At 70.2% G+C, this 24,665-nt stretch carries 27 protein-coding genes; 15 read left to right on the forward strand and 12 right to left on the reverse strand.

Going from position 1 to position 24,665, the window contains the following annotated elements:
• The first annotated feature begins 76 nt into the window (after window positions 1-76).
• From paoA to paoC, 3 genes are read left to right on the forward strand one after another with little or no spacing between them, the layout of a single operon-like run.
• Entirely contained in the window at window positions 77-742 is a 666-nt protein-coding gene (gene paoA, locus ACO073_RS30570) for an aldehyde dehydrogenase iron-sulfur subunit PaoA (protein ID WP_422003276.1), read from the forward strand.
• Complete coding sequence (locus ACO073_RS30575) at window positions 739-1,689, forward strand: FAD binding domain-containing protein (protein WP_422003277.1); 951 nt, start codon at window positions 739-741, stop codon at window positions 1,687-1,689. Before paoA ends, ACO073_RS30575 begins: the two co-directional genes overlap by 4 nt.
• 2 nt (window positions 1,690-1,691) lie before the next feature.
• On the forward strand, window positions 1,692-3,902 hold the full coding sequence (gene paoC, locus ACO073_RS30580) for an aldehyde oxidoreductase molybdenum-binding subunit PaoC (RefSeq protein WP_422003278.1): 2,211 nt from the start codon (window positions 1,692-1,694) through the stop codon (window positions 3,900-3,902).
• Window positions 3,903-3,926: 24 nt separating this feature from the next.
• Here the strand turns inward: paoC and ACO073_RS30585 are convergent, their stop codons facing one another.
• Window positions 3,927-4,976: a hypothetical protein gene (locus ACO073_RS30585; protein ID WP_422003280.1), complete on the reverse strand. Its 1,050-nt coding sequence runs from the start codon at window positions 4,974-4,976 to the stop codon at window positions 3,927-3,929.
• Window positions 4,977-5,210: 234 nt separating this feature from the next.
• Here ACO073_RS30585 and ACO073_RS30590 point away from each other — a divergent pair, with 234 nt between their 5' ends.
• Window positions 5,211-5,606, forward strand: coding sequence for a hypothetical protein (locus ACO073_RS30590; RefSeq protein ID WP_422003282.1), 396 nt, complete (start codon window positions 5,211-5,213; stop codon window positions 5,604-5,606).
• Here ACO073_RS30590 and ACO073_RS30595 read toward each other — a convergent pair.
• From ACO073_RS30595 to ACO073_RS30610, 4 genes are all read right to left on the reverse strand, one after another.
• Entirely contained in the window at window positions 5,578-6,066 is a 489-nt protein-coding gene (locus ACO073_RS30595) for a DUF3299 domain-containing protein (protein ID WP_422003284.1), read from the reverse strand. The genes ACO073_RS30590 and ACO073_RS30595 overlap by 29 nt on opposite strands.
• Complete coding sequence (locus ACO073_RS30600) at window positions 6,063-7,283, reverse strand: FtsX-like permease family protein (RefSeq protein ID WP_422003286.1); 1,221 nt, start codon at window positions 7,281-7,283, stop codon at window positions 6,063-6,065. The genes ACO073_RS30595 and ACO073_RS30600 overlap by 4 nt, the downstream gene beginning before the upstream one ends.
• Window positions 7,280-7,831: an ABC transporter ATP-binding protein gene (locus tag ACO073_RS30605; protein WP_422003288.1), complete on the reverse strand. Its 552-nt coding sequence runs from the start codon at window positions 7,829-7,831 to the stop codon at window positions 7,280-7,282. The genes ACO073_RS30600 and ACO073_RS30605 overlap by 4 nt, the downstream gene beginning before the upstream one ends.
• Window positions 7,832-8,081: 250 nt before the next feature.
• A complete protein-coding gene (locus ACO073_RS30610) occupies window positions 8,082-8,663 on the reverse strand; it encodes an HdeD family acid-resistance protein (RefSeq protein WP_422003289.1) in 582 nt (193 codons plus the stop codon).
• Between the two features lie 90 nt (window positions 8,664-8,753).
• On the opposite strand from ACO073_RS30610, the gene ACO073_RS30615 reads away from it, so the two are divergent.
• From ACO073_RS30615 to ACO073_RS30645, 7 genes are all read left to right on the forward strand, one after another.
• Window positions 8,754-9,578, forward strand: a complete 825-nt coding sequence (locus tag ACO073_RS30615; RefSeq protein WP_422003291.1) for an NUDIX hydrolase — start codon at window positions 8,754-8,756, stop codon at window positions 9,576-9,578.
• A gap of 218 nt (window positions 9,579-9,796) precedes the next feature.
• Window positions 9,797-11,242 carry a hydroxymethylglutaryl-CoA synthase family protein gene (locus ACO073_RS30620; RefSeq protein ID WP_422003292.1) on the forward strand — a complete coding sequence of 482 codons (1,446 nt, stop codon included), beginning with the start codon at window positions 9,797-9,799 and terminating at the stop codon, window positions 11,240-11,242.
• A gap of 61 nt (window positions 11,243-11,303) precedes the next feature.
• Complete coding sequence (locus tag ACO073_RS30625; protein ID WP_422003294.1) at window positions 11,304-12,503, forward strand: acetyl-CoA acetyltransferase; 1,200 nt, start codon at window positions 11,304-11,306, stop codon at window positions 12,501-12,503.
• Between the two features lie 164 nt (window positions 12,504-12,667).
• Window positions 12,668-13,129 (forward strand): MaoC family dehydratase N-terminal domain-containing protein, encoded by a 462-nt coding sequence (locus ACO073_RS30630; RefSeq protein WP_422003296.1) that lies wholly within the window; start codon window positions 12,668-12,670, stop codon window positions 13,127-13,129.
• 12 nt (window positions 13,130-13,141) lie between these two features.
• Window positions 13,142-13,570 (forward strand): MaoC family dehydratase, encoded by a 429-nt coding sequence (locus ACO073_RS30635; protein WP_422003297.1) that lies wholly within the window; start codon window positions 13,142-13,144, stop codon window positions 13,568-13,570.
• Between the two features lie 58 nt (window positions 13,571-13,628).
• Entirely contained in the window at window positions 13,629-14,453 is an 825-nt protein-coding gene (locus ACO073_RS30640) for an SDR family NAD(P)-dependent oxidoreductase (protein WP_422003299.1), read from the forward strand.
• Window positions 14,450-15,649, forward strand: coding sequence for an FAD-dependent oxidoreductase (locus tag ACO073_RS30645; protein WP_422003301.1), 1,200 nt, complete (start codon window positions 14,450-14,452; stop codon window positions 15,647-15,649). The genes ACO073_RS30640 and ACO073_RS30645 overlap by 4 nt, the downstream gene beginning before the upstream one ends.
• Here the strand turns inward: ACO073_RS30645 and ACO073_RS30650 are convergent.
• Window positions 15,634-16,455 (reverse strand): AraC family transcriptional regulator, encoded by an 822-nt coding sequence (locus ACO073_RS30650; protein ID WP_422003303.1) that lies wholly within the window; start codon window positions 16,453-16,455, stop codon window positions 15,634-15,636. The two genes, ACO073_RS30645 and ACO073_RS30650, sit on opposite strands and share 16 nt — an antisense overlap.
• A gap of 29 nt (window positions 16,456-16,484) precedes the next feature.
• Here ACO073_RS30650 and ACO073_RS30655 point away from each other — a divergent pair, with 29 nt between their 5' ends.
• Window positions 16,485-16,913, forward strand: a complete 429-nt coding sequence (locus tag ACO073_RS30655; protein WP_422003305.1) for a DUF2000 family protein — start codon at window positions 16,485-16,487, stop codon at window positions 16,911-16,913.
• Here ACO073_RS30655 and ACO073_RS30660 read toward each other — a convergent pair.
• The 4 genes from ACO073_RS30660 to ACO073_RS30675 form a co-directional block, all read right to left on the reverse strand.
• The gene (locus tag ACO073_RS30660; RefSeq protein WP_422003307.1) at window positions 16,897-18,114 is read right to left on the reverse strand and encodes an MFS transporter; all 1,218 of its coding nucleotides are present in this window, start codon (window positions 18,112-18,114) and stop codon (window positions 16,897-16,899) included. The genes ACO073_RS30655 and ACO073_RS30660 overlap by 17 nt on opposite strands.
• Window positions 18,115-18,122: 8 nt before the next feature.
• Window positions 18,123-18,485: a nuclear transport factor 2 family protein gene (locus ACO073_RS30665; protein WP_422003309.1), complete on the reverse strand. Its 363-nt coding sequence runs from the start codon at window positions 18,483-18,485 to the stop codon at window positions 18,123-18,125.
• 63 nt (window positions 18,486-18,548) lie between these two features.
• Window positions 18,549-20,363 (reverse strand): cyclic nucleotide-binding and patatin-like phospholipase domain-containing protein, encoded by a 1,815-nt coding sequence (locus ACO073_RS30670; protein WP_422003311.1) that lies wholly within the window; start codon window positions 20,361-20,363, stop codon window positions 18,549-18,551.
• Between the two features lie 4 nt (window positions 20,364-20,367).
• On the reverse strand, window positions 20,368-21,459 hold the full coding sequence (locus tag ACO073_RS30675) for a M14 family metallopeptidase (RefSeq protein WP_422003313.1): 1,092 nt from the start codon (window positions 21,457-21,459) through the stop codon (window positions 20,368-20,370).
• A gap of 36 nt (window positions 21,460-21,495) precedes the next feature.
• Between ACO073_RS30675 and ACO073_RS30680 the strand changes: the two genes are divergently transcribed.
• Entirely contained in the window at window positions 21,496-21,954 is a 459-nt protein-coding gene (locus ACO073_RS30680; RefSeq protein ID WP_422003315.1) for a PaaI family thioesterase, read from the forward strand.
• A 70-nt stretch (window positions 21,955-22,024) separates the two neighbouring features.
• Here the strand turns inward: ACO073_RS30680 and ACO073_RS30685 are convergent, their stop codons facing one another.
• Both ACO073_RS30685 and ACO073_RS30690 read right to left on the reverse strand, forming a co-directional pair.
• Window positions 22,025-22,552: an adenine phosphoribosyltransferase gene (locus ACO073_RS30685; protein ID WP_422003317.1), complete on the reverse strand. Its 528-nt coding sequence runs from the start codon at window positions 22,550-22,552 to the stop codon at window positions 22,025-22,027.
• 11 nt (window positions 22,553-22,563) lie between these two features.
• Window positions 22,564-24,021 carry an amidase gene (locus tag ACO073_RS30690; RefSeq protein WP_422003319.1) on the reverse strand — a complete coding sequence of 486 codons (1,458 nt, stop codon included), beginning with the start codon at window positions 24,019-24,021 and terminating at the stop codon, window positions 22,564-22,566.
• A 60-nt stretch (window positions 24,022-24,081) separates the two neighbouring features.
• Here ACO073_RS30690 and ACO073_RS30695 point away from each other — a divergent pair, with 60 nt between their 5' ends.
• Together ACO073_RS30695 and ACO073_RS30700 are read left to right on the forward strand one after the other, a co-directional pair.
• Window positions 24,082-24,315 carry a DUF2798 domain-containing protein gene (locus ACO073_RS30695; protein ID WP_422003321.1) on the forward strand — a complete coding sequence of 78 codons (234 nt, stop codon included), beginning with the start codon at window positions 24,082-24,084 and terminating at the stop codon, window positions 24,313-24,315.
• A 13-nt stretch (window positions 24,316-24,328) separates the two neighbouring features.
• Window positions 24,329-24,661, forward strand: a complete 333-nt coding sequence (locus tag ACO073_RS30700; RefSeq protein WP_422003486.1) for a cupin domain-containing protein — start codon at window positions 24,329-24,331, stop codon at window positions 24,659-24,661.
• Window positions 24,662-24,665 lie beyond the last annotated feature (4 nt).

Raw genomic sequence — 24,665 nt, forward strand, 5'->3', positions numbered from 1 at the left:
GGATGCGCCGGCAAACGCCCGTCTGGCGAGGGGTTTGCGCGCCGCCAGAACATTCTCCCGGCCTGCAGGAGTTCCCATGCGCAACCCGTTTCATCCAGACTTCGGCCGACGCGAGGTGCTGACGGGGGTGGGCGCCACCGCCGCCGCGGCTGCGGCCGCCCGTTCCTCGACCGCGCGGGCACAGGGCAGTCCCGCAGGCGCGCCATCCGGCGGCCCGGCCCGGGCAGCGGAGAACGCGGCGGTTTCCTTCCGCGTGAACGGGGAGGACCGCCGGCTCGAGCTCGACATGCGCACGACGCTGCTCGACGCGTTGCGCGAGCACCTCCGCCTCACCGGTTCCAAGAAGGGCTGCGACCACGGTCAGTGCGGCGCCTGCACGGTGATCGTGGACGGCCGGCGCATCAACTCCTGCCTGTCGCTGGCCGTCATGCACGACGGCGAAGAGATCACGACGATCGAGGGTCTGGGCCAGCCCGGCAGTCTTCATCCCATGCAGGCCGCGTTCGTGAAGCACGACGGCTACCAGTGCGGCTACTGCACGTCCGGCCAGATCTGCTCCGGCGTTGCTGTGCTGGAGGAGATAAAGGCCGGCATCCCGAGCCACGTCACGGCCGACCTCACGGCGCCGATGCAACTCACCGACAGCGAGTTGCGCGAGCGCATGAGCGGCAACATCTGCCGCTGCGGCGCCTATTCCAACATCGTCGAGGCCATCGTCGAGGTCTCCGGGAGGAAGGCATGAAGTCCTTCACCTACGAACGCGCGGCCAGCCCAGCCGAGGCGGCGAAGGCCGTCGCGGAGAAGCAAGGCGCCCGGTTCATTGCCGGCGGCACCAATCTCCTCGACCTGATGAAGCTCGAGATCGAGACGCCCGAGCATCTGGTCGACGTGAACCGGCTGAAGCTCGATACGATCGAGCCGACGGAGGAGGGCGGCCTGCGGGTCGGGGCGCTGGTGCGCAATACCGATCTCGCCGCCGACGCGCGCGTGCGGCGCGACTACGGCGTCCTGTCCCGCGCCCTGGTCGCGGGCGCCTCCGGTCAGTTGCGCAACAAGGCGACGACTGCGGGCAACCTGCTGCAGCGGACCCGATGCCCGTACTTCTATGACACGGCCCAGCCGTGCAACAAGCGCAGCCCCGGCTCGGGCTGCTCGGCGCTGGGCGGCGTCAGCCGCTCGCTCGCCGTGATCGGCTCGAGCGAGGCCTGCATCGCCACCCATTCGTCCGACATGGCGGTGGCGATGCGGGTCCTCGACGCGACCGTCGAGACGGTGAACCCGGACGGTGCCACGCGCCGGATCGCCATCGCCGACTTCCATCGCCTGCCCGGCGAGACGCCGGAGATCGAGACCGACCTGCGGCCCGGCGAGCTGGTCACCGCCGTTACCTTGCCCAAGCCGCTCGGCGGCCGGCAGCTCTATCGCAAGGTGCGCGATCGGGCCTCCTACGCCTTCGCGCTGGTCTCGGTGGCGGCGGTCGTCCAGCCCGACGGAACGGGCCGGGTGGCGCTGGGCGGCGTGGCGCCCAAGCCATGGCGGGTCGACGCCGCCGATGAGGCTCTGTCTCGCGGGGCCAAGGCGACTGCCGCGGAACTGCTGGCCGGCGCGAAGCCCACGAAGGACAACGCATTCAAGGTGCCGCTCGCCGAGCGGACTCTGGCGTCCGTACTCGCCGAAGCGAGGAATTAGTCATGAAGTTCGACACTCCCGCCACCACCAATCCCATCGACCGCCTGCGCGTGGTCGGCCACGCGACCGATCGAATCGACGGCCGCTTCAAGACGACCGGCACCGCGCCCTATGCCTACGAGCAGCATGGCGTGGTCGCGAACCAGGCCTGCGGCTATCCGCTGGTTGCCACCATCGCCAAGGGACGGATCGCTTCCATCGACCTCGCGGCCGCGCGCGCCGCGCCCGGCGTGCTGGCGATCGTCACGGCGGAGACTGCCGGGAAGCTCGGCAAGGGCAAGAACAACACCGCGAAGCTGCTCGGTGGCCCCGAGATCGAGCACTATCACCAGGCGATCGGTGTCGTCGTCGCGGAGACCTTCGAGCAGGCACGCGCCGCGGCGTCCCTGGTGAAGGTAACCTACGCCGAGACCAAGGGCCGGTTCGACCTCGCGGCGGCCAAGGACACCGCCGCCAAGCCCAAGGCCGACGACGGACAGGGGCCGCCCGATACCGCAGCGGGCGATTTCGCGGCGGCTTTTGCGCAAGCGCCGGTGACCCTCGACCAGACCTATACGACGCCCGACCAGTCGCACGTCGCCATGGAGCCGCATGCGACCCTGGCGGCGTGGAAGGACGATGCGCTGACGCTGTGGACCTCCAACCAGATGATCGAATGGGGGCGCGGCGACGTCGCCCTCACCCTGGGCCTTCCGGCCGACAAGGTCCGGCTGATCTCGCCGTTCATCGGCGGCGGCTTCGGCTCGAAGCTGTTCGTGCGCGCCGACGCCGTGCTGGCGGCGCTCGGAGCGAAGGCGGCCGGGCGACCGGTGAAGGTGGCGCTGCCGCGGCCCTACGCGATCAACAACACGACCCATCGGCCGGCGACGATCCAGCGGATCCGCATCGGTGCCGAAAAGGACGGCAGGATAACCGCCATCGCCCACGAGACCTGGTCGGGCGACCTGCCCGGCGGCGGGCCCGAGACGGCCGCGAACCAGACGCGGCTCCTCTATGCCGGCGCCAATCGCATGACCGCGACGCGGCTTGCCGAACTCGACCTGCCGGAGGGCAATGCGATGCGGGCGCCGGGGGAAGCGCCCGGCATGATGGCGCTCGAGATCGCCATGGACGAGATGGCCGAGACGCTGGGGCTCGATCCGGCGCGGTTCCGGGCGATCAACGACACGCAGGTCGATCCCGAGCACCCGTCGCGCCCCTTCTCGAAGCGACAGCTCGTCGAGTGCTATCGCATCGGTGCCGAGCGCTTCGGCTGGGACCGTCGCAAGGCCGAGCCCGGCCGGCAGCGCGACGGCCGCTGGCGCGTCGGCTTCGGCATGGCGGCCGGCTTCCGCAACAACCTGCTGACCAAGTCCGCCGCCCGAGCCCGGCTCGACGCCCAGGGCGTCGTCACGGTCGAGACCGACATGACCGACATCGGCACCGGCTCCTACACGATCCTCGCCCAGACGGCGGCGGAGATGATGGGCCTGCCGCTCGACAGGGTCGTGGTGCGGCTGGGCGATTCGGCTTTCCCGGTCTCGGCGGGGTCGGGCGGGCAGTGGGGCGCCAACAATTCGACTTCTGGCGTCTATGCCGCCTGCGTGAAGCTGCGCGAGGCGGTCGCCGCCAAGCTCGGCCTGAACCACGCCGATGCGGTATTCGACGGCGGGATGGTGCAAAGCGGCGATCGCCGCGTTTCGCTGGCCCAGGCGGCCGCCGACGGGCCGCTGACGGGAGAGGATGCGATCGAGTACGGAGACCTCGGCAAGACCCACCAGCAGTCGACCTTCGCCGCCCATTTCGTCGAGGTCGGCGTCGATGCCTTCACCGCCGAGATCCGCGTGCGCCGCATGCTGGCGGTCTGCGCGGCGGGCCGCATCCTGAATCCCAAGACGGCGCGCAGCCAGGTGATCGGCGCCATGACCATGGGGGTCGGCGCGGCCTTCATGGAGGAGCTGGCCGTCGACAAGCGGCGCGGCTTCTTCGTGAACCACGATCTCGCCGGCTACGAGGTCCCCGTCCATGCCGACATCCCGCACCAGGACGTGGTCTTCCTCGACGAGACCGATCCGATGTCCTCGCCCATGAAGGCCAAGGGGGTGGGCGAGCTCGGCCTGTGCGGCGTCGCGGCGGCGCTGGCCAACGCCGTCTACAACGCTACCGGCGTTCGCGTGCGCGACTATCCCGTCACGCTCGACAAGCTGCTGGAGCGGATGCCCGACGTGGGTTGAGGCAAGAAGGGTTAGACGCCGGCGTCAGCGTGTCGCCGGCGCCGGGAGCAGGGGACGCAGGGCGGCGGCAATCGCCGCGCCCGCCAACCGGTTTCCCCGGGCATCGAGATGGTCGGTGCCCTGCCCGAACACCGCGCCGAACCCCTGCTCGCGGATGGCTTTGTCCAGCGTGTCGTGGAGATCGACGGTCGGGAGCCCCGCGGCACGTGCGCAGGCCACGACGACCGCGCTCACGCGGCGCAGCTCGGTGGATTCGGCGGGCGGCCCGGTCCAGACCCGCGGCTCGTACAGCGCGACCACCAGCGTCGGGGTGCCGAGCGCCGCGAGGCGGCGCATGAGGGGGCAGGCGAGCGCCTCGCCGGCGCCGCGCGGCAGGGCGCGGACGCGGCGGCCGACCGGCTCCGTCTCGATGCCGTCGAGCCTGGTGACGACCTTGCCGTAGAGGACCGACCAGCCCAGCAGCCGCTGCACGAGCGTCAGACGGTTGGCGACCGCGGGCTCGGGCGGTGGGGCGTTGCGCAGGACCAGGCGGTCGCCCTCGCGCTCGAAGTAGGGCTTCTCGACGTCCCAGATCCGGCTCATCTCGCTGCGCAGGATGTCGTCGGCGATGAAGGCCACCACCGTGGCCGCCGGCCGGACCTGGCGGACCAGCAGCTCGGTGCGCAGGACGATCTGGTCCAGCCCGTAGCCCATGACGCCGCCGTTGACGGTCCGCCAGCGCAGGTCCTGCTGCAGGTAGGCGGGCCAGGTCTCGCCGTCGGCGACCTCCCAGCCGAAGGTGAAGGAATCGCCGGTCGTCAGGATCGGCGGCTCCGCCACCGCACCGGCCGGCAGCGCCGGCATCGGTCGAACCGTCCGCTGCTCCCGGCCCGGTGCCGTCGACACGAAGGCGGGCGAGCCGCCGAACCCGGTGACGGGATCGTAGATGTCGGTACTCACGTCGTGGCGCCGATGGGCCTCGATCCGGTTCGTCCAGTCGAAGAACGTATGCGGCGCGTACCAAAGCCGCGTCGCCACTTCGAGGGCGAGCAGGGTGAGGATCACGGAGGCGAGGCACAGGCTCCCGTTTGCCAACGCGTTCTTCCATCCGCGCACGCTATGCACCGTCAGGGCGGCGAGCGGCGGTCCGCGGACGATCGGGGAAGCGATGGAGAGTCAGGGCGGCCGACATTCAGGACGAATCACGAAGACTTGGGGACCAAGCAGCCGCTCGTCGGACCACACAGGGGCGTGATCATCGCCGCCATGCTGCCGCAAGCGAGGCATAGAAGATAGTGGGCCGACAAAGCCGATGGATGGTGCCCTCTCATGCCTCCCGATCTGCCTCCCCCCGTCCTGGAAGTCTTCTACTCCCCGACCTGCACGCCGTGCCGCCTGGAGCTGCCGGCGGTGGCCGAGATCGCGGGCCAGGCCGGGACAGTGGTGCGCATCGTGATCCTCGACCAGGAGGAGCGCGCGCGGGCGGAGCTGCGCGCCGTGTCGCCGCGCCTCGAGGCGCTGGCCATGGTTTCGCCGGAGACTGTGCCCGGCCGGGCGCTGCGGGCGGCGGGAGACGACAACGGCATCCTTCCCTATGCCCGCGCCGTCGCGGGGTCGGGCGAGGTCTGCGCCCGCTGGCGCGGTGGGCTCACGATCGAGCGGGCTCGCGAGATGCTGGCCGCCTGTGCGGCGCGGCTCACTTCGCCTCGGCGTTCTCCATCCTGAAGAACAGCGCCTTCTCCCGATCGTCGATCAGGCTGAACGTGCCGGTCACGCTCACAATCTTGTCGCTCCAGGCGAGCGCATGCCGGGCGTGCACTTCGACGACCTCGTTCGGACCGCCCGGCGGGCAGTAGAGGCAGACCGGCGTGTTGCGGGTGATCAGGAAGTGCTTCGTCTGGTCCGACCCGTCCATCGGCAGCACGAAGCCGCGCACCGTCAGGGTCTTGCCGGCCAGGGCCCTGACTTCCGGCGTCAACCGGATCCCGTAGGTGCCCTTCTTCTCGTCGTAGTCCACGCCGCACTTGGCGAGCTGGGTCCACAGCGCGTCGCGCACCTTGGGCAGCATCTTCTGGGCGGCGAGCTCGTCGGCCGGCTGTCCGGCGGCCTTGGGATCGAGCGACCAGGCGGGGGACGCCACGGCAACGAGGGCGGCCAGGGCGCCCGCGATCAGTCCCGCCTTCATGATTGCAGCAACTCCTCGATGTCGGCGTGCAGGGCGCGCAACGCCGGAACGGCAGCGGCCAGCAGGGTAACCAGGACCGTGCCGCCGATCACCATGCCTGCGTCGAAGAGCCCGACCTCGGGCTGAAGCAGCAGCCCCGTTCGTTCGGCCAGCGCATCGCGCGCCAGCGCCAGCAGGGCCACTGCAAGCAGGCCGCCCAGCACCAGGGCGGCGGCGCCGATGACGGCGGCCTCGCTCAGCGCGACGGTCGCGAGGTCGAAGCGCCGGGCGCCAAGCACGCGCAGCAGCGCGAGGTCCTTCGTGCGCGCGGTCATGGTGGCGAGCAGGCCGACCGCGGCACCGGCGGCGGCGATCGCCGCCAGCAACAGCCCGAAGGCCGCGACCGCGACCGTCACCGGCCGCGCATAACCCAGCAGGCGGGCGATCTCGAGGCTGGGATTGGCGGCGCTCAGCCCGTCGCTGGCGTCGATCCGGCGCTGCATCAGGAGCGCCGCGGTGGGCACGCGATAGGCCGCGACGATGGCGGTCGCGGCATCGGGGAAGCGCGCGGGGCCTTCGTCCTCGTCGGTCGAGCCGCGCTCCTCTTTCTCGATGCGCGCCTGCTCGACATGCACGTAGCGCACCGTGTCGATATCGGTCAGGACCAGGCGGTCGAGCACCGAGCCGGTGGGCTGGAGGATGCCGACCACCGTGTAGGGGAAGTGCTCGTGCAGCTCGCCATCGCCTGCCAGACCATGGGCGCCCACGAACGTGTCGCCGGGCTTCAGCCCGAGCGTGCGCGCCGCGATCGCGCCGGCCACCGCCTGCAGCTTGCCCGTCCAGGGTCCGCCCTGCGCGAAGCGCGCGTGGTAGATCTGCAGCAGCGCCGGCGTCGTGCCGACGATGCGCCAGCCGCGCACATTGTCGCCCAGCGCGATCGGCGCGGCGGCGCGCACCATCGGGCTGTGCACCGCCGCCATCGCCGTCTTCGTCGAGACCAGGCCGCGCGGATCGGCGACATGCAGGGCGCAGCACAGGACTAGATCGAGCGCCGAGCCCTTGGATCCGACGACGAGGTCGACGCCGCCCCAGGCCTGCCGTGCCGCGCGGGGCAGGGCGTCGAAGCCCACCATGGCCGTGGCCACGGCGGCGATCCCGAGCGCGCCGACCACGACCGACAGGAGCGCCTGGCCCCAGCGCCGGCGCAGGTAGGCGAGGGCGAGGCCGACGAAGCTCATGAGGGCGCCTGCATCTCGACGGCGCCGTCGACCGCGTCGATCACGCGCCGGTCGTGGGTGGCGATCACCAGCGCCGCGCCGTCGACCGCCGCGCTTTCCTTCAGCAGGACCAGCAGGGCGCGCGCGTTGCCGTCGTCGAGCGCCGAGGTCGGCTCGTCGGCCAGCACGACGGCCGGGCGGTTGTACAAGGCGCGCGCCACGGCCAGCCGTTGCGCCTGGCCGTGGCTGAGACGATCGGCGCGCCGGGCGCCGAGCTCGCCGAGGCCGACCCGGCGCAGCAGCTCTGCGGCGCGCCCTGCCGGAGGACGCACGCCGGCGCAGCGGGCGGCGATCGTGAGGTTGGCCGCGGCGCTCACGGCGTCGATCAGGTGGAAGGACTGGAACACCAGCCCGATGCGGCGTCCGCGGAAACGGTCACGCCGCGGGCCGGCGAGCTGCCAGAGCGCCGTCCCGTCGATCGTGACGGCACCGTCGGCCGGCGGCCGCAGGCCGGCCAGCGCGAGCAGGGCCGTGCTCTTTCCGGAGCCGGACGCCCCCAGGATCGCCACCGACGCCCGCGCGCGACATCGAGGTCGGGCAGGCGCGCGACCGGCCGGCCGGCGCGCGCCAGCACCAGGCCGCGAGTCGCGAGCTCCGCAGCTTGCTCCGCACCGCTCATGCCGCCTCCCTTGCCAGGATCAGAGAATGTTATCTTATAACATCAAAAGTCCTGTGGCAGCGGCGCGGAGGCGGGCGAGATGATGCGTCGCAGGCCGGTAGGCGGCGGTCCCGCTCGCGCGGGACCGCCGGAACCGGTCGTCAGGTGGCGCGGCGCTTCAGGGCGAGGCCGATCGACAGCCAGGCCGAGCCGATGAAGATCAGGTCGATGCCGAGGAAGATGCCCAGCGTGTAGATGCTGGAGTAGGGCCACTTGGCCACGATCATCAGACCCAGCAGCAGCGTGATCAGCGCCGAGATGGCGGCCCAGCCCCACGGGTTGCCGGCCTCGCGGACGTTCCAGGCCAGGATGCCGCGGACCACGCCGCCGATGATCAGGGCGATGCCCAGCATCAGGGTGATGATGGTCGCCGCCTCGAACGGGTGGAAGAAGCAGATGATGCCGGCCGCCACGTAGAGCAGGCCGAGCAGCATCCAGAGCGCGAACTTGCCCCAGTCCTTGACGCTGAAGGCGGTGGCGATCTCGGTCACGCCGGCCACGATCATCATGATGCCGACGATGAACACGGTGGTGACGGTCGACATGACGATGCTGCCCAGCGCGATCACGCCGGCGATCATGAAGATGATGCCGAGCGCGACGATCCATCCCCACTTGGCGTGCAGCGCCCGGATGCCCTCGCCGAGATTGTGCGGTGTCGGGCTGTTGCTCGTGACGGACATGGCTGCCTCCTTCTCCCTGCGGAATGGCCGAGGCGCACAATACACGCCGTCGATGGCACTGTCGCGAAGGCTATGGAACACTGGCGGATCATGACCGAACCCCAGAAGCAACCGCCTGCCGCTCGCCCCGCCACCACCGTCCTGCTGCTCCGGCCCTCGACGCCGGGCGACATGGCCTCTTCCCTCGAGGTCTTCATGGTGGTGCGCCATCACCAGATCGATGCCTTCTCCGGCGCGCTGGTCTTCCCCGGCGGCAAGCTCGAGGACGCCGATGGCGATCCCCGGCTGCGCCTGCGCTGCGGCGGTGCCGACAAGATCGCCGACGAGGAGCTGAAGTTCCGCGTCGCCGGCGTGCGCGAGGCCTTCGAGGAGTGCGGCATCCTGCTGGCCCGTCATCGCGGCCAGCGCGCGATCGTCGCCGCGGCCGAGCTGAAGGGCATCGAGGAGCGCTGGCGGGCCAAGCTCGCCAAGGACGAGGCCAGCATCGTCGACCTGGTCGAGGCCGAGGATCTCGAGATCGCCACCGACCTCATGGTGCCCTACGCCCACTGGATCACGCCGACCTTCGCGCCCCGGCGCTTCGACACCTGGTTCTTCGTCGCCGAGGCGCCGGAAGACCAGATGGCGCTGCACGACGGGTCGGAATCGGTCGATTCGGTCTGGATCGGCGCCCAGGCGGCGATCGACGAGGCCGCGGCCGGCAAGCGCACGCTGGTCCATGCCACGCTTAAGAACCTCGAGCTGCTGGCCGAGGGCGGCACCGTCACCGGCGCCATCGCCGCCGCCCGCGCCCGCAAGGTCGTCACCGTCCAGCCCTGGGTCGAGACCCGCGACGGCAAGCGGTTCCTGCACATCCCGCCCGATGCCGGCTATCGGGGCCTGTTCCGCGAGCTGCCGCCGGCGGCGGGGCGGTAATGTCTTCGCTGGGGGCGCGCCACTCTGTGGCGCGTCTTCCTTCGCGGATGCAAAGCTCGTGACGCGTCACGGAGTGACGCGCCCCCAGCAGTGAATTTTGCTGTCCGAAATCCCATTCCACGTTCTCGGCAGCCATGATCAAATGCGCCTCGCGCCGGCCGGAAAGAGGCGCTAAGAGCGGGGCATAAACGCCCGTTCATTTCTGGGAGGAGAGTCGGATGGTCGGAATCGTGGCCTATGGCGCCTACGTGCCGCGCCTGCGCCTGCAGCGACAGGCCGTCTATGACGCCAACAAGTGGTTCGCCGCCGGCCTGCGCGGCCTCGCCAAGGGCGAGCGCTCGATGGCCAACTGGGACGAGGATTCGATCACCATGGCGGTCGAGGCCTCGCGCGACTGCCTGACCAGCCACAAGCCCGAGGACGTGCGCAGCCTGTACTTCGCCTCGACCACGCATCCGTTCAAGGACCGCCAGAATGCCGGCGTCATCGGCACGGCGCTGTCGATCGAGCAGGACCTGTTCGCCTCCGATGTCGGCGGCTCGCAGAAGGCCGGGACCTCGGCGCTGATCGCCGGCCTCAACGCGTCGAAGAACGGCGGCGGCCCGGCCCTGGTCGCGGCGGCCGACAAGCGCATGGCGCGCGTCGCCTCCTCGGCCGAGCTCAACTACGGCGACGGTGCGGCGGCGCTGCTCTGCGGCACCGAGAACGTCATCGCCAAGCTCGTCGGCCATCACTCGGTGTCGATGGACTTCGTCGACCATTTCCGCGGCGAGGATGCCGAGTTCGACTATGGCTGGGAGGAGCGCTGGATCCGCGACGAGGGCTACTCGAAGATCGTGCCGCCGGCCATCAAGGCCGCGCTCGCTGCCTGCAAGCTGAAGGGCAGCGACGTCACGCACTTCATCATGCCGAGCCTGATGCCCGCCGTGCCGAAGCAGATGGCCAAGATCTGCGGCGTCGGCGAGGGTGCGGTGCGCGACCTGCTGGGCGCCAACCTCGGCGACACGGGGGCGGCGCACGCGCTGGTCATGCTGGTGGATGCGCTCGAGACCGCCAAGGAAGGCGACAAGGTCATGGTCGTGGCCTTCGGCCAGGGCGTCGACGTGCTGGTGTTCGAGGTCACGGCCGAGAACGCCAAGCTGCCCAAGCGCCGCGGCGTGTCGGGCTGGCTGGCGCGTCGGAAGGAAGAGACGAACTACATGAAGTTCCTCGCCTTCAACGAGATGCTGCCGATCGAGAAGGGCATGCGCGCGGAGTTCGACAAGAAGACCGCGCTCTCGGTCCTGTGGCGCAAGCGCGACATGATCTACGGGCTGGTCGGCGGCAAGTGCAAGGTGTGCGGCACCGTGCAGTTCCCGCGCAGCCAGGTCTGCGTCAACCCGAACTGCCACGCGGTCGACAGCCAGGAGCCCTACCGGATGGCCGGGCTGGAGGCGAACGTGATGTCGTTCACGGCCGATTCGCTCACCTACTCGCCGGATCCGCCGGCCTACTACGGCATGATCACTTTCCCGGAGGGCGGCCGCTTCATGGCCGACTTCACGGACAGCGACAAGGAACAGGTGAAGGTTGGCGTCAAGATGCGCATGACCTTCCGCATCCGCGACAACGACACGATGCGCGGCGGCTTCAAGCGTTACTTCTGGAAGGCGGCGCCGGCGTAGGGGCGCCGCCTCCAGGAAAGAGTTGATGTGATAGTCTGAACCCCAACGAAGGAGACCAACCATGGCACGGGGTATCAAGGACAAGGTCGCTATTCTCGGTATGGGCTGCTCCAAGTTCGGCGAGCGCTGGGACTCGGGCGCCGAGGAGCTGATGCTCGAAGCCTACAAGGAGTGCATCGCCGACGCCGGCATCGACGCCAAGCAGCTCAACGCCGCCTGGTTCTCGACCGCGATCGACGAGGTCCATGTCGGCAAGTCCGGCATTCCGCTGTCGACCACGCTGCGCCTGCCCAACATCCCGGTGACGCATGTCGAGAACATGTGCGCGTCGGGCACCGAGGCCTTCCGCGGCGCCTGCTACGCCGTCGCCTCCGGCGCGGCCGACTTCGCGCTCGCGCTCGGCGTCGAGAAGCTGAAGGACACGGGCTACGGCGGCCTGCCGGGCGGCCGCGGCGGCCCGCTCCAGGCGCTGTGGCATGCCAACGGCACGGCGCCGGGCAACTTCGCCCAGCTCGCCACCGCCTACATGACCGCGCACGGCGTCTCGGCCGAGGACCTCAAGAAGGCGATCGGCCACGTCTCGTGGAAGAGCCACCAGAACGGCGCCAAGAACCCCAAGGCCCATCTCCAGAAGGCCGTCGAGATGGACACGATCCTGAAGGCGCCGATGATCGCCTCGCCGCTCGGCCTGTTCGACTGCTGCGGCGTGTCGGACGGTGCCGCGGCCGCCATCGTGACGACGCCGGAGATCGCCAAGTCGCTCGGCAAGCACAACATCGTCTCGGTCAAGGCGCTGCAGCTCTCGGTGTCGAACGGCTCGGAGTCGGGTCACAATTCGTGGGACGGAAGCTACTTCCACACGACCCGCATCGCCTCGAAGAAGGCCTATGAAGAGGCCGGCATCAAGAACCCGCGCGACGAGGTCTCGATGTTCGAGGTGCACGACTGCTTCTCGGTCACCGAGCTGGTCACCATGGAGGATTTGCACATCTCCGAGACCGGCAAGGGCTGGAAGGACGTGCTCGACGGCTTCTACGACGCCGACGGCAAGATCCCCTGCCAGATCGACGGCGGCCTGAAGTGCTTCGGCCATCCGATCGGCGCCTCGGGCCTGCGCATGCTCTACGAGATGTACCTGCAGCTCCAGGGCCGGGCCGGCGCCCGCCAGCTCAAGGACCCGAAGATCGGCATGACGCACAATCTCGGCGGCGCGCCGCGCGAGAACGTCTCCAGCGTCGCCATCGTCGGCCGCTTCGAGTAAGGCGCCGCCGTCGACGAGAGAATAGTTGTCATCCCGAGGCCGCAGGCCGAGGGACCTTTCAGGCCACGAGAAAGGTCCCTCGCTCCGTTCGGGATGACAGCGAGGCGTTTGCGCCCTCTCCTGTAACGGGTGAGGGCGTTTCTTTCACGGGAGGAACACGAGCGATGCAGCTCGACAAGAAGCTCATTGGCCATTCGTTCAAGCCGTTCACCACGGTGGTCGAGGCCGGCAAGATCCGCCTGTTCTGCAAGGCCATCGGCGAGGACAATCCGATCTACGTCGACGAGGAAGCGGCCAAGGCGGCCGGCTACCGCGCCATCCCGGCGCCGCCGACCTATCTCACCGCGGTGACCAACGACGATCCCGACAAGGGCGGGCTGCTGCGGCTCCTGAACGTCGATATCGGCCTGATCCTGCACGGCGAGCAGCACTACGAGTACCTGGCGCCGGTCCATGTCGGCGACAAGGTCACCTGCCAGCAGAAGGTGGTCGACATCTACGACAAGAAGGGCGGCGCGCTCTGGTTTGTCGTGTCGGAGACCGAGATGAAGGATCAGTCCGGCAAGCCTGTGGCCAAGGCCAAGGGCATCACCGTCGTGCGCAATCCCGACGCGGGCAAGAAGTAGGAGGCAGGCACCATGGCAACCGTTACCGCGCCCAAGTTCGACGACGTCAAGGTCGGCGACACGCTGAAGCCGCTCGTCCTTCCGCCGATCAGCCGCCACCAGCTCGCGCTCTACTGCGGCGGCTCGGGCGACCACAACCCGATCCACGTCGACATCGACTTCGCCAAGAAGTTCGGCTTCAAGGACGTGTTCGCGCACGGCATGCTGTCGATGGCCTTCCTCGGCCGCCTGGTCACGAGCTACGTGCCGCAGGCCCAGGTCCGCAAGCTCGGAACCCGCTTCACCTCGATCACCTGGGTCGGCGACGTCATCACCGTCAGCGGCAAGGTCACGGGCAAGCGCGAGGAGGGCGGCCAGAAGCTGGTCGACCTCGAGGTCAAGTGCACCAACCAGAACGGCCAGGACACGCTGCAGGGCGACGCGACGGTGGCGCTGAACTAGCCGCTCAAGTTCCTCTCCCCCGCCAGGGGGAGAGGAGAGCGAATAAGAGGAGAGAAGAATGGGTCAGATGGACGGCAAGGTGGCGATCGTCACCGGATCGGGGCGCGGCATCGGCAAGGAGATCGCGCTGCGCCTGGTGCGCGACGGCGCCAAGGTGGTGATCAACGACATCGACGAGACGCCGGCCAAGGAGACCATCGCCGAGATCGAGAAGATGGGCGGCAAGGCGGTGGCCTGCAACGGCGACGTCGCCAAGCCCGACTTCGGCGACCGCATCGTCAAGACGGCGGTCGATGCCTTCGGCGGCTGCCATGTCATCGTGAACAACGCCGGCTATACGTGGGACTCGGTCATCCAGAAGATGACCGACGAGCAGTGGTACGCCATCCTCGACGTCCATCTCACCGCGCCGTTCCGCATCCTGCGGGCCTTCCAGCAGCATTTCCGCCAGGAAGTCGAGAAGGAACGCGCCGCCGGCAAGCGCATCGTGCGCAAGGTCGTGAACATCTCCTCGACCTCGGGCGTCAACGGCAATGCCGGCCAGTCGAACTACTCGGCCGGCAAGGCGGGCATCGTCGGCCTGACCAAGACGCTGGCCAAGGAGTTCGGCCGCTACGACGTCACGGTGAACGCCGTCGCCTTCGGCTACATCCAGACCCGCCTCACCAAGCCGCTCAACCAGGGCGAGGAGGGCGAGATCGAGGTCCAGGGCCGCAAGGTCAAGATCGGCGTGCAGGGCGGCCGCATCGCCGCCATGAACCAGATGATCCCGCTCGGCCGCGGCGGCCTGCCCGAGGAAGCGGCAGGCTCGGTCTACCTCTTCTGCAGCCCCGACAGCGACTACGTGTCGGGCCAGTGCCTGGTGGTGAACGGCGGGCTTTGACCCGTCCGCTCGAGGTCGGCGTCGTCGGCTGCGGCGTCGCCGGCCAGGCCCTTTCGGTCCTGCTGGCCGAAGCCGGCCATCGAGTCACCCTGTTCGAACGTTTCGCGGAGCCCCGCCCGGTTGGTGCGGGGCTTCTGCTTCAGCCAACCGGCCTCGCGGTGCTCGAAGCGCTCGGCCTCGGCGCGGAGGCCCGGGCGCGCGGTGCCCGGGTCGTCGGCCTCGAGGCGCGCACGTCGGGCGGCCGCCGGGTGCTCGACCTGCGCTATGCCGACCTGCATCCCGAGGCCTTCGGCCTCGGCCTGCGCCGCACCGACCTGTTCGACCTCCTGTTCGCCCGCCTGAGGCGGTCGCGCGCGCAGGTCATCACCGGCCGCGAGATGGCCGGCGTCGAGCGCATGCAGCTCGTGGAGCCCGACGGCAAGCGCCATGGGCCCTTCGAGCTGATCGTCGCGGCCGACGGCACCAACTCCGTCCTGCGCGGCGCGCTGATGCCGAGCCTGAAGATCCCGCTCTACCGCTGGGGCTGCCTGTGGGCCACGGTGCCCGATCCCGAGGGGCTGGGCGCGTCGGGCCTGCTGCAGCAGCGCGTGCGCGGCACGACGCATATGCTGGGGCTGCTGCCGGTGGCGCCGGACCGGCTCACGCTCTTCTGGAGCCTGCCGGTGCAGGCGCTGGCCCGCGAACGGGCGATCGACCTCGCTTCCTTCCGCCGCGAGGCCACGGCGCTGTGGCCGCAGGCTGCTCCTGCGATCGAGCGCGCGACGCAGTCCGAGCTCGCGCGCGCCACCTACCGGCACGTCTCGCTGCCGCGCTGGAACGCCGGTCCGGTGATCTTCCTGGGCGACGCCGCGCACGGCACCAGCCCGCAGCTCGGGCAGGGCGCCAACCTGGCGCTGATGGACGCCTGGGCGCTCGCCCGCTCGATCGAGGAGAGCGGCAACCTGCTGACCGCGCTGATCGCCTACGAGCGGCGCCGCGCCTCGACCATCCGCTACTACCAGCGCGTCAGCCACCTGCTGACGCCGTTCTTCCAGTCGCGCAAGGCGCCGCTCGGCTGGCTGCGCGATGCCTTCCTGGGGGCGGCGCACGAGGTGCCGGGCGTGCGCGGGCTCATGACCTCGACGCTGGCCGGCACGCGCCGCGGCTGGTTCGCCTCGGTGCCGCTCGACGCGGCGGGCCGCTATCCGTTGTCCTGACTTTTCCCGGCGAGCTTCGCGAAGCGTCCCGGCGTCAGGCCGAAGCGGGCGGCGAAGTGGCGGGTGAGATGGCTCTGGTCGGCGAAGCCGGTCGCCGCCGCCGCTTCCGACAGCGGCACGCCCTCGGCGATCAGCCGCTGCGCGCGCAGCAGGCGACGGCCGATCTGCCAGCGGTGCGGCGAGGTGCCGGTGGCGGCACGGAAGTGGCGCGCGAGCGCGAAGCGGTCGAGGCCGGTGACGGCTTCGAGCTCCTCCGAGGCCACGGTTCGATGCGCGGCGGCGGCGAGGAAATCGCGGGCCCGCGCGACGGCGCGATGGGCGGTCGCCCTGCGGTGGCGCCGCGGCGGCCTGTCGCCGCGGGCGGCCAGCCGGCTCGCCAGCCGTTCGACCAGCGCATCGGCGGCCAGCGGCTCGAGCGGCCGCGGGAAGTCGGCGAAGGCGGCGCGCAGGAGGCCGGCCAGTACCGCATCGTCGGCGACGACCTCCGGAACGAAGGGCGGCGCGGCGCCCCCCAGCGCCTCCGACACGGTGGCGGGCTCGACGTAGAGCATGCGGTAGGCGAAGCCGGCGTCGACCGAGGCATGGCCGTCGTGCGCCTCGTCGGGATGGATCACCATGACCTGGCCGCCGCCGCTGGTGCGCAGCGCGCCGCGATAGTGGAAGGACTGGGCGCCCCACAGGGTCAGGCCGACCGCGTAGGTCTCGTGGCGGTGCAGGTCGAAGGCGTGGCCGCCGAAGCGCGCGCTCAGCCGCTGCAGGCTGGCCTGCGGCTGGTCGAAGCGGATCCGGTCGGCGGCGGGCGACATGCACAAACCTTCAAGACGGGTATCGGAGCATGGCCGATACTGCCGCCATGATCTACGACACCAAGACCGCGCTCGTCCTGCGGCGCGACCTCGCGGCCTGGCAGATGGCCAACGTCGCGGCCTTCCTGGCCGGCGGCCTGGCCGGCACGCATGGCCACATCATGGGCGAGCCCTACCGCGACGGCGCCGGCCGCGACTACACCGCCCTGATCCGCGAACCGGTGTTCATCTTCGGCGCGACGCTGGAGGAGCTGCGGCGCACACACCAGCGGGCCCTGTCGCGCGAGATCGTGCCGGCGATCTACATCGAGCCGATGTTCACCACGACCAACGATGCCGACAACCGTGCCGCCGTCGCCAACCAGCCGGCCGACGCGCTGGACTTCGTCGGCATCGGCGTGCACGGGCCGCGCAAGGCGATCGACAAGGTCGTGAACGGCCTCAAGTTCCTGAGCTGACGCCGGCCGCGATCGGCCGGCGCGGCCGCATCAGGATCACGGCTGCGGCGGCGAGGTTCAGGCCGAGGCAGACGGCCAGCGGCACGAGGTAGCTGCCTGAGGCATCGCGCAGCAGGCCGAGCAGGCCGGGGCCGAAGGCGTAGACGATCTGCACCACCGCCGTCGACAGCGCGACGATGGCGGGGAAGTCGGCTGCCGGATACTCGCGCTGCACGATCAGCGGCGAGAGCGTGATGTTGTTGCCGACCGAGAAGCCGTACACGGCGCAGGCGGCATAGATCGCGAACGGCGACACCGCGCGCGCCAGGACGGCGATGGCCAAGACCTGCACGAGGAAGCAGAGCGCCGAGGCGCGGCGCGGCTCCAGGCGATCGATCACGAAGCCCAGCACGACGCGGCCGACCAGCGCCATGACGGCGTTGATCGCCACCGCGAGGCCGGGATCGGCCTGCGGCCGGTCGCTGATCAGCGGCACCAGGTGCGTCAGGAAGCCGACCTGGCTCGCCAGCACGAAGGCGAAGGGCGCCGAGATGCTCCAGAAGCGCCAGTGCCGCATCGGCGCCAGCGTGCCGGGCCGGCGGCCCGCGGCACCGCGCGCCGTCGCGGGCGACAGGGGGCCGCGGCGCACGAACAGCGCCACCGCCGTGCCGGCGATCACGATGCCGATGCCCACAAGCAGGCGCTCGGCATCGGCGAAGCCCAGCCGCGGGATGGCAGCGAGCAGGGCCGGGGAGACGATGAGGCCGGCGGCGGTGGCGCCGCTCAGCGCGAGGTTGAGCGCCAGGCCGCGCTTGCGGTCGAACCACTGGCCGACCGTGGCGGCGATCGGCGCCACGCTTGTGGCGTTCCAGCCCGGCGCCATCAGCGCGTAGAGGAGCGCGAGCTGCCAGGGTGAGGTCACCGACGGCATCAGGAGGAGGGCGACCGTGGTGACGCCGAGGCCGGCCAGGAACACGGTGCGCGGGCCGAACCGGCCGATGGCGCGGGCGATGTGCGGCAGCAGCAGCGCGCCCAGCACGTAGTGGCCGGTGACGATCGAGGAAATCAGGCCGGTCGACCAGCCATGCTCGCGGCGCAGCTCCACGAGGTAGATGCCGTGGGCATAGAAGCCGAAGCCCCAAGCGAAGATCGCCGACAGGAAGCAGGCGAGCACCACCCGCCAGGCGGCGGGCGACGTGTCGACGCCAGGGGACGCGGTCACGGTCGGCGTCAGGACCGGCTAACGTGGGCCGAGACGCAGCGCCAGCCCTCCGGCCGGAGCTGCCAGTCGTCGGTGTACCATCCCGCGCCTTGCGTCCCGTCGGGGCGGGCATAGGCGGTGCGGGCGTGGATGATCGCGAAGTCGCCGAGCAGCCGGACCTGCACGTCGTGTTCCCTGATGTCCTTCACCGTCGAGCCGCGGCCGATCTGTGCCAGGAAGGCGGCGCGGTCGAGCCGCGTGCCGTCAGGATTGATGTTGACGAAATCGTCGGCGAGATGACGGTCGAACCAGGCGACGTCCGCTCGGTCGACCGAGCGGACATAGTGGTGGTTCAGCTCCTGCAGCGTCGCGAGATGCGGCGACTGGGTCATGGTCTCACTTTCCGAAAGCCGGTCATCCTGTCGTGGGCGACTGACAACCGATGGCAGCTGCTGTCAAGCCAGGAGCAGCCGGGCGCCGATCGGGGCGGCATGCGCCTTGTCGATCGCCTCCATGGTCGTGCGGTAGCCGATCTCGATGGCCGCATCGAAGCTCGTCCAGTCGAGCAGGTCGATGTGGGTCATCGGCGGCACGATCAGCAGGTCGGCGGCCTCGCGGTCGACGGCGGCGCGGGCCGTGCTCGAGACCAGGGCCGAGCGCAGCAGGATGGCGACGATCGAGGGGATCGGCAGCGTCTCGTTGCGCTTCCATACCAGGCGCCGGAAGAACTCCCAGGCCGACCAGGGTTCGGTGGCGTCGGCGCCGGCCGACAGCGCGCCGGCGGTGTCGATGTCGACGCCGATGGTGACGCCGCGGCCGGTGCGCCGCATGGCGCGGACGGGGAAGTTGTCGATCACCCCGCCGTCGACATGGACCTCGCCCGCCTCGTTGAACGGCGGGATGACGCCGGGGATCGCCACCGAGGCGCGCAGCCAGCGCCACAGCGAGCCCACGGTGTGGACGTCGGCGGTCGAGGTCGTGAGGTTGGCGGTGACGCAGTAGTAGGGCAGGACGAGATCCTCGATCTCCTTGTCGCCGAAGGCGAGGCGCAGCAGGCGGGTGACGCGCCGGCCGGCGAACAGCGACACGAGCGGCACGGTGTAGTCGCTCAGCGGGTTCCTCGCGACGAAGGCGGTGCGAAAGCGCTCGGCGATCTCCGCGTCGGTCCAGCGTGCGGCGACGGCGGCGGCGACGATCGCGCCCATGCTCGTCCCGCCGACCTGGTCGATCGGCACGCCGGCTTGGCGCAGCGCCTTGACGACGCCGATATGGGTGAAGGCGCGGGCCCCGCCGCCCGCCATCACGACGCCCACCGCGTGGCCGGTGAGCAGGCGGGCGAGGCGGTCGATGTCGGCCGGGACGTCGAGCCGGACATGATGGTGCTGGCCGTAGAGGCCGCCGGCCAGCAGGGGCGCGGTCGAGCCGTCGGGCGGATCGTGGCCCTCGTGCAGCAGCACCAGCTCGCGGCGGCGATGGAAGACCGCGCCGCTCTCGGCCGGCTCGATCTCGAACGGCACCCGGGTCGGCGCATCGTCGTCGGCGCTGCGCACCACGACCAGGCAGTCGGCCTGGCGCAGGCAGAGCTCGGTCCATTCGGTGGCGGTGGGATCGGCGCGATAGAGCACGAACGAGGACTCGGTCTCGCAGCGCGCGAACCAGTCCGGCTCCTCGCCGAGCGAATCGGAGCCCAGCATCTGCACCTGGTTGCCGATGCGGCCGAGCGCGGCCGAGAGCAGCACCGCGAAGCGCGCCGCCGGCGTGCCGCGGCCGGCGGGCAGGATGGCGAAGGTTCGCGGCTGGCGCCGCCGCTTGGCCGATCCGGTGGCATTGCGCTGGACGACGGTGCGCATCAGCGCCGGCAGCACCTCGGGATGGCCGCTGGTGAGCCGGTCGAAGCTGGGGCGCGCCAGCCGCCAGACCTCGCTGTCGCGCAGCGCCGCCACGCTGCGCGTGCGCTTCCCCTGCGACAGGAGCGACATCTCGCCGGCGATGTTGCCGGGCGGGATCTCCGCCACGAGCTGCGGCTCCTCCGGACTGTCGGCATCGACGTGCCGGAAGACGCCGAGGCAGCCGCTCGCCACGACGTAGACCGCGTCGGCCGGCTCGCCCTGCCGGAACAGCGGGGCGCCGCCCGGCAGGACGGTGAGGGTCAGCTCGCGCTCGACGGCCGCCAGGCTCGCGGCGTCCAGGCCGCCGAACAGCGGCGCGTGGTGCAACGCCTTGCGCAGCCTGTCGCGGGCGGGACTCTCGCTCGGCGCGACGAGGCTCATGGGCTCATCCGGCGGCGAGGCCCTTCACGGCCCAGCCGATCGTCTGCTCGGCGCGCGCCCATACCATCTCGCGCCACTTGTCGCCGGCCGGGAAGAAGCGCTCCTTCATGTCGGCCTTCAGCGCGCGTCCCAGCGCCGAGCCGAGGTCGCCGCGCTGGTGCAGCCAGTTGTCGGCGCGCACCGCGTTGAGCACCTCGGGCACCGAGTAGGTGCCGTACTCGATCGCGATCGGCGTCACCTCGGCATCCGGCAGCTCCTGGGAGAAGGCGTCGGTCATGATCCCGACCACGATGGCCGAGGTCGAGGTGCCGCCTTCGGGCGAGGTCATCTCGTCGCCGTACCAGGCGCGGGCGCGATCGAACGAGCGGGCGCCGGGCGGGACGGCGCAGATCAACTCGCCATGACCGAAGGGTCCGAGGCCGGTATGGAAGTCGATGACCGCGACGTGCCGCGCCCGCGACAGGTCCTGGCGGGCGATGGCGCGCACCGTGCGGTTGCTCCAGGTCGGCTTGCGGCCGCCGAAGAAGATTCCGTCGGGGTGGCTGTACTGGCCGCCGCTGATGGCGCCCTGCAGCCCGAAGGCGCCGTGCTTCTGGGTGAAGGCCTGGAACACGCGCTCGGTCTCGGTGCGCGACGCCTCGTCCCAGGCGGCCGGCAGGATGGCGTCGGCCAGGGCGCGGTAGCCGTCGTTGGCCGGATAGGCCTTGTCGTGGTCGACGAAGTTGCGGTTGAGATCGACATTGTCCTCGGTGACGCGGCGGGTCCAGGCGAAGCCGTGGGGGTTCAGCGCATGGATCAGCAGGGCGCCGGTGTCGGCCGGCAGCTTGGCCGGCCCGCCGTCGCGCAGCCAGGCGATCTCGGCGCCCGAGCCGCAATGGCCCTCGACGCCATGGGTGCCGGCGATCAGGACCAGCATCTTCTCGGCATCCATCGGCCCGAAGCGCGCGGTGTCGAGGAACAGCCGTTCGCCGCCCGGCCCGCGCCCGTTGGGATTGAACCACGAGCCGAGGACGCCGCCCGCGGCTGCCGCAGCCTCGCAGAACTTGGGACGCGCCTCTGCATAGCTTTCCGAAAAACACGCTGGAACCATGACCATCGAACACCTCCGCCATCATGCTAGCATGGACGCGGCATGGGCTTCTTCACCTTGGAGACCGCGCAGGCGCAACTCGCGCCGGGCGGCAATTTCGGGCCGTGGATCTGGGCGTTGAACCTCAGGGCGGAACTGGTCTCGCCCGAGGCGGTGCGGCTGCGCCTGCCCTACGGCGAGCACGTGGCGCGGCCGGGCGGCGTCGTGATCGGCCAGGCGATGATGGCCATGGCCGACACGATCATGGTGCTGGCGATCTGCGAGAAGCTCGGACGCTTCGCGACGCTGGCGACGACGTCTCTCACCACCAATTTCCTGCGCGCCGCGGTGCGGCAGGACGTCATCGCCGTGGGACGCGTGGTCAAGCTCGGCCGCACCACGGCGTTCGGCCAGGTCGACCTGTTCGTCGACGGCTCCGACGAGCCGATCGCGCAGGCGCTGGCGACCTTCGCCGTGCTGCCCGACGGGGCCGGCGCGTTCAACCGCGCCGACCAGCGCTGACGCGCGCCCTGCGGAGAGGTAGCCGTTGGAGCGCGGACCTGGAGGTCCGCGCTCCAAGGACGGGGATGCCTTAGCTGTCGTACGCGAGCAGCGTCTCGACCGGCACCTTCAGCCGGTTCCGTCCTTCCAGGAAGGTGAGCTCGATCACGCAGGCGGCCGCGGGCACGACGCCGCCGACGTTCTCCAGCAGGGTGACGGCGGCGGCCATCGTGCCGCCCGTCGCCAGCAGATCGTCGACCAGCGCCACGCGGGCGCCCTTCCTGATGGCGTCCTGCTGGATCTCGATCGTGTCGGTGCCGTATTCCAGCGCATAGGTGTGGCGAACGGTCGTGCCGGGCAGCTTGCCCTGCTTGCGCAGCATCACGAAGCCGGTGCCCAGCGCCAGGGCGAGCGGGGCGGCGAGCAGGAAGCCGCGCGATTCGATGCCGGCCAGCACGTCGGGCTTGTAGGGCCGCAGCCGGTCGGCCATCCGCTCGATGGTCGCGTGCCAGGCCTTGGGATGCGCGAGCAGGGTCGAGATGTCGTAGAAGAGGATGCCGGGCTTCGGGAAGTCCGGGATCGAGCGGATGTGCTTCTTGAGATCGATGTCGCTGGACATGTCGGCTCCGGTCAGGCGTAGGCGGGCGGCGGCTGGAAGGCGCGATACTCCTTCTCGAGGAGCTTGGCGAAGGCGATGGTCGAGTAGTCTCCGTACTGCGGCCCGATGATCTGGACCCCGATCGGAAGGCCGTCGTCCGACTCGCCGATCGGCGCCGCGGTGGCGGGCAGCAGGGTGATGCTGGCATAGCCGGCCCAGAAGATCTGGTCGACCACCGGCACCTTCCTGTTGTTGACCACGATGGCGCGCAGGTGGCGCAGGCCCTGCTGGTCGTGCGGGAAGGCCGCGGTCTGGGCCACCGGCGCGATCATCAGGTCGTACTCCTCGAAGAACGCGTCCCAGGCCAGGCGCATCTGGTGGCGCTTCTCGTTGAGCTGCGTCCAGGTCCGGTGCGACAGCGAGTTGCCGCGCTGCATCTGGGCGAAGTAGCTCATGTCGTCGTCGGGCAGCGCGGCGGCGTCGCGTTGCGCCGCCTGGAACTCGGCATCGGTCTGGCGTCCCGACGTCGTCGCCCGCAACAGGCGGACATAGACGTCGTTCATCTCGGCGGTGTCGATGGCCGGCCGCGCCGTGTCGCTCACCTTGACCTTCTGCTTGCCGAGGAAGTCGGCGAGCTTCTGGATCTCGGCCTGCACCGAGTGGTCGACCTCGGCGTTGCGGTCGGTGAGGATCACCCCGACCTTGAAGTCGCGCAGCTTCTTCTTCTTCGAGCGCGGCAGGGTGAGCGTCCAGCCGCGGCCGTCGATGTCGTCGGGCCCCGCCATCACGTCCATGGCGATCTCGAGATCCTGGGCGCCGCGGGCCAGCGGCCCGCAGACGCTGATGTCGGCCTGGGCGATCCGTCCGTTGAGCGCATGGCCGCGCGTCGAGACCACGCCCCAGGTCGGCTTGTGCCCCCACACGCCGTTGTAGCTGGCCGGATTGCGGATCGAGCCGCCGATGTCGCTGCCGGCCTCGATCGCGGTGAGGCCGGCGGCCAGCGCGGCACCCGACCCGCCCGACGAGCCGCCCGGCGTGCGCGACAGGTCCCATGGATTGCTGGTCGAGCCGTAGACCTCGTTGTAGCTCTGCCAGTCGGCGAGGTTCAGCGGCACGTTGGTCTTGCCGAAGAGGGTGACGCCGGCGTCGATCATGCGCTGGGCGACCGCCGAGTTCTTCGTGACGATCTTGTCCTTGAACGCGGGGTGGCCCCAGGTCGTGGGGAAGCCCGCGACATCGTAGGATTCCTTGATCGTCATGGGCACGCCGTGCAGCGGGCCGAGCTTCTTGCCGTCCTTCACCGCCCGGTCGGCCGCCTTGGCCCGCTTGCGGGCGCCCTCGATGTCGGTGGCGATGATGGCGTTGAGCTGCGGGTTATGGGTCTCGACACGCTTCAGGTAGAGATCGAGCAGCTCCAGGCAGCCGACCTTCTTCTTCCGGACCGCGGCGGCGAGTTGCTTGGCCGTCTGGAAGGGCAGGGCAAGGGACATGGGGAGTGAATCCGACGCAATGGACGAGGGCTGAGGCCGTACCATATTGTCCCTGCCGACGTGAAGAAACTCCCCGCCCGCTTCCATCGCTATGCCCTGCCGGTGGGCACGACCTTTTTCATGACCTTCCTGGTGACGGGCGTCGCGACCTGGCGGGTGCTGGGCTGGGACCTCGCGATGTTCGAAATGTGGGCGTCCTCCTGGATGATCGCCTGGGCGATCGCTGCTCCCACCATGTACTTCGTCATGCCGGTGGTGCGACGGGCGCTCGGTCGGCTGATCGAGGAGCCCTGAGCCCGTGGCATCGCTGCGCACCGGCACCCTCTTCGGAGACTTTCCACGCGACGGCGCGGAGGAATTCGTCGAGCCCCTGGTGGCGCGAGGCGGCGTGCGCATCGAACGCATCGTCTCGACCGGCCAGGCGAGCCCGCCCGGCTTCTGGTACGACCAGGACGAGGACGAGTTCGTGGTGCTGCTGGCGGGCGCGGCGCGGCTGCGCTTCGCCGACGACCGCATCCTCGACCTGAAGCCCGGCGACTGGGTCGAGATCCCCGCCCACGTGCGTCACCGGGTCGAGGAAACACAGGCCGAGCCGCCGACCGTCTGGCTTGCCGTCCATCGACCGGCCGCCCGCGACTGAGGTC

It is taken from the genome of Reyranella sp. (assembly GCF_965229815.1).
Taxonomy (GTDB): domain Bacteria; phylum Pseudomonadota; class Alphaproteobacteria; order Reyranellales; family Reyranellaceae; genus Reyranella.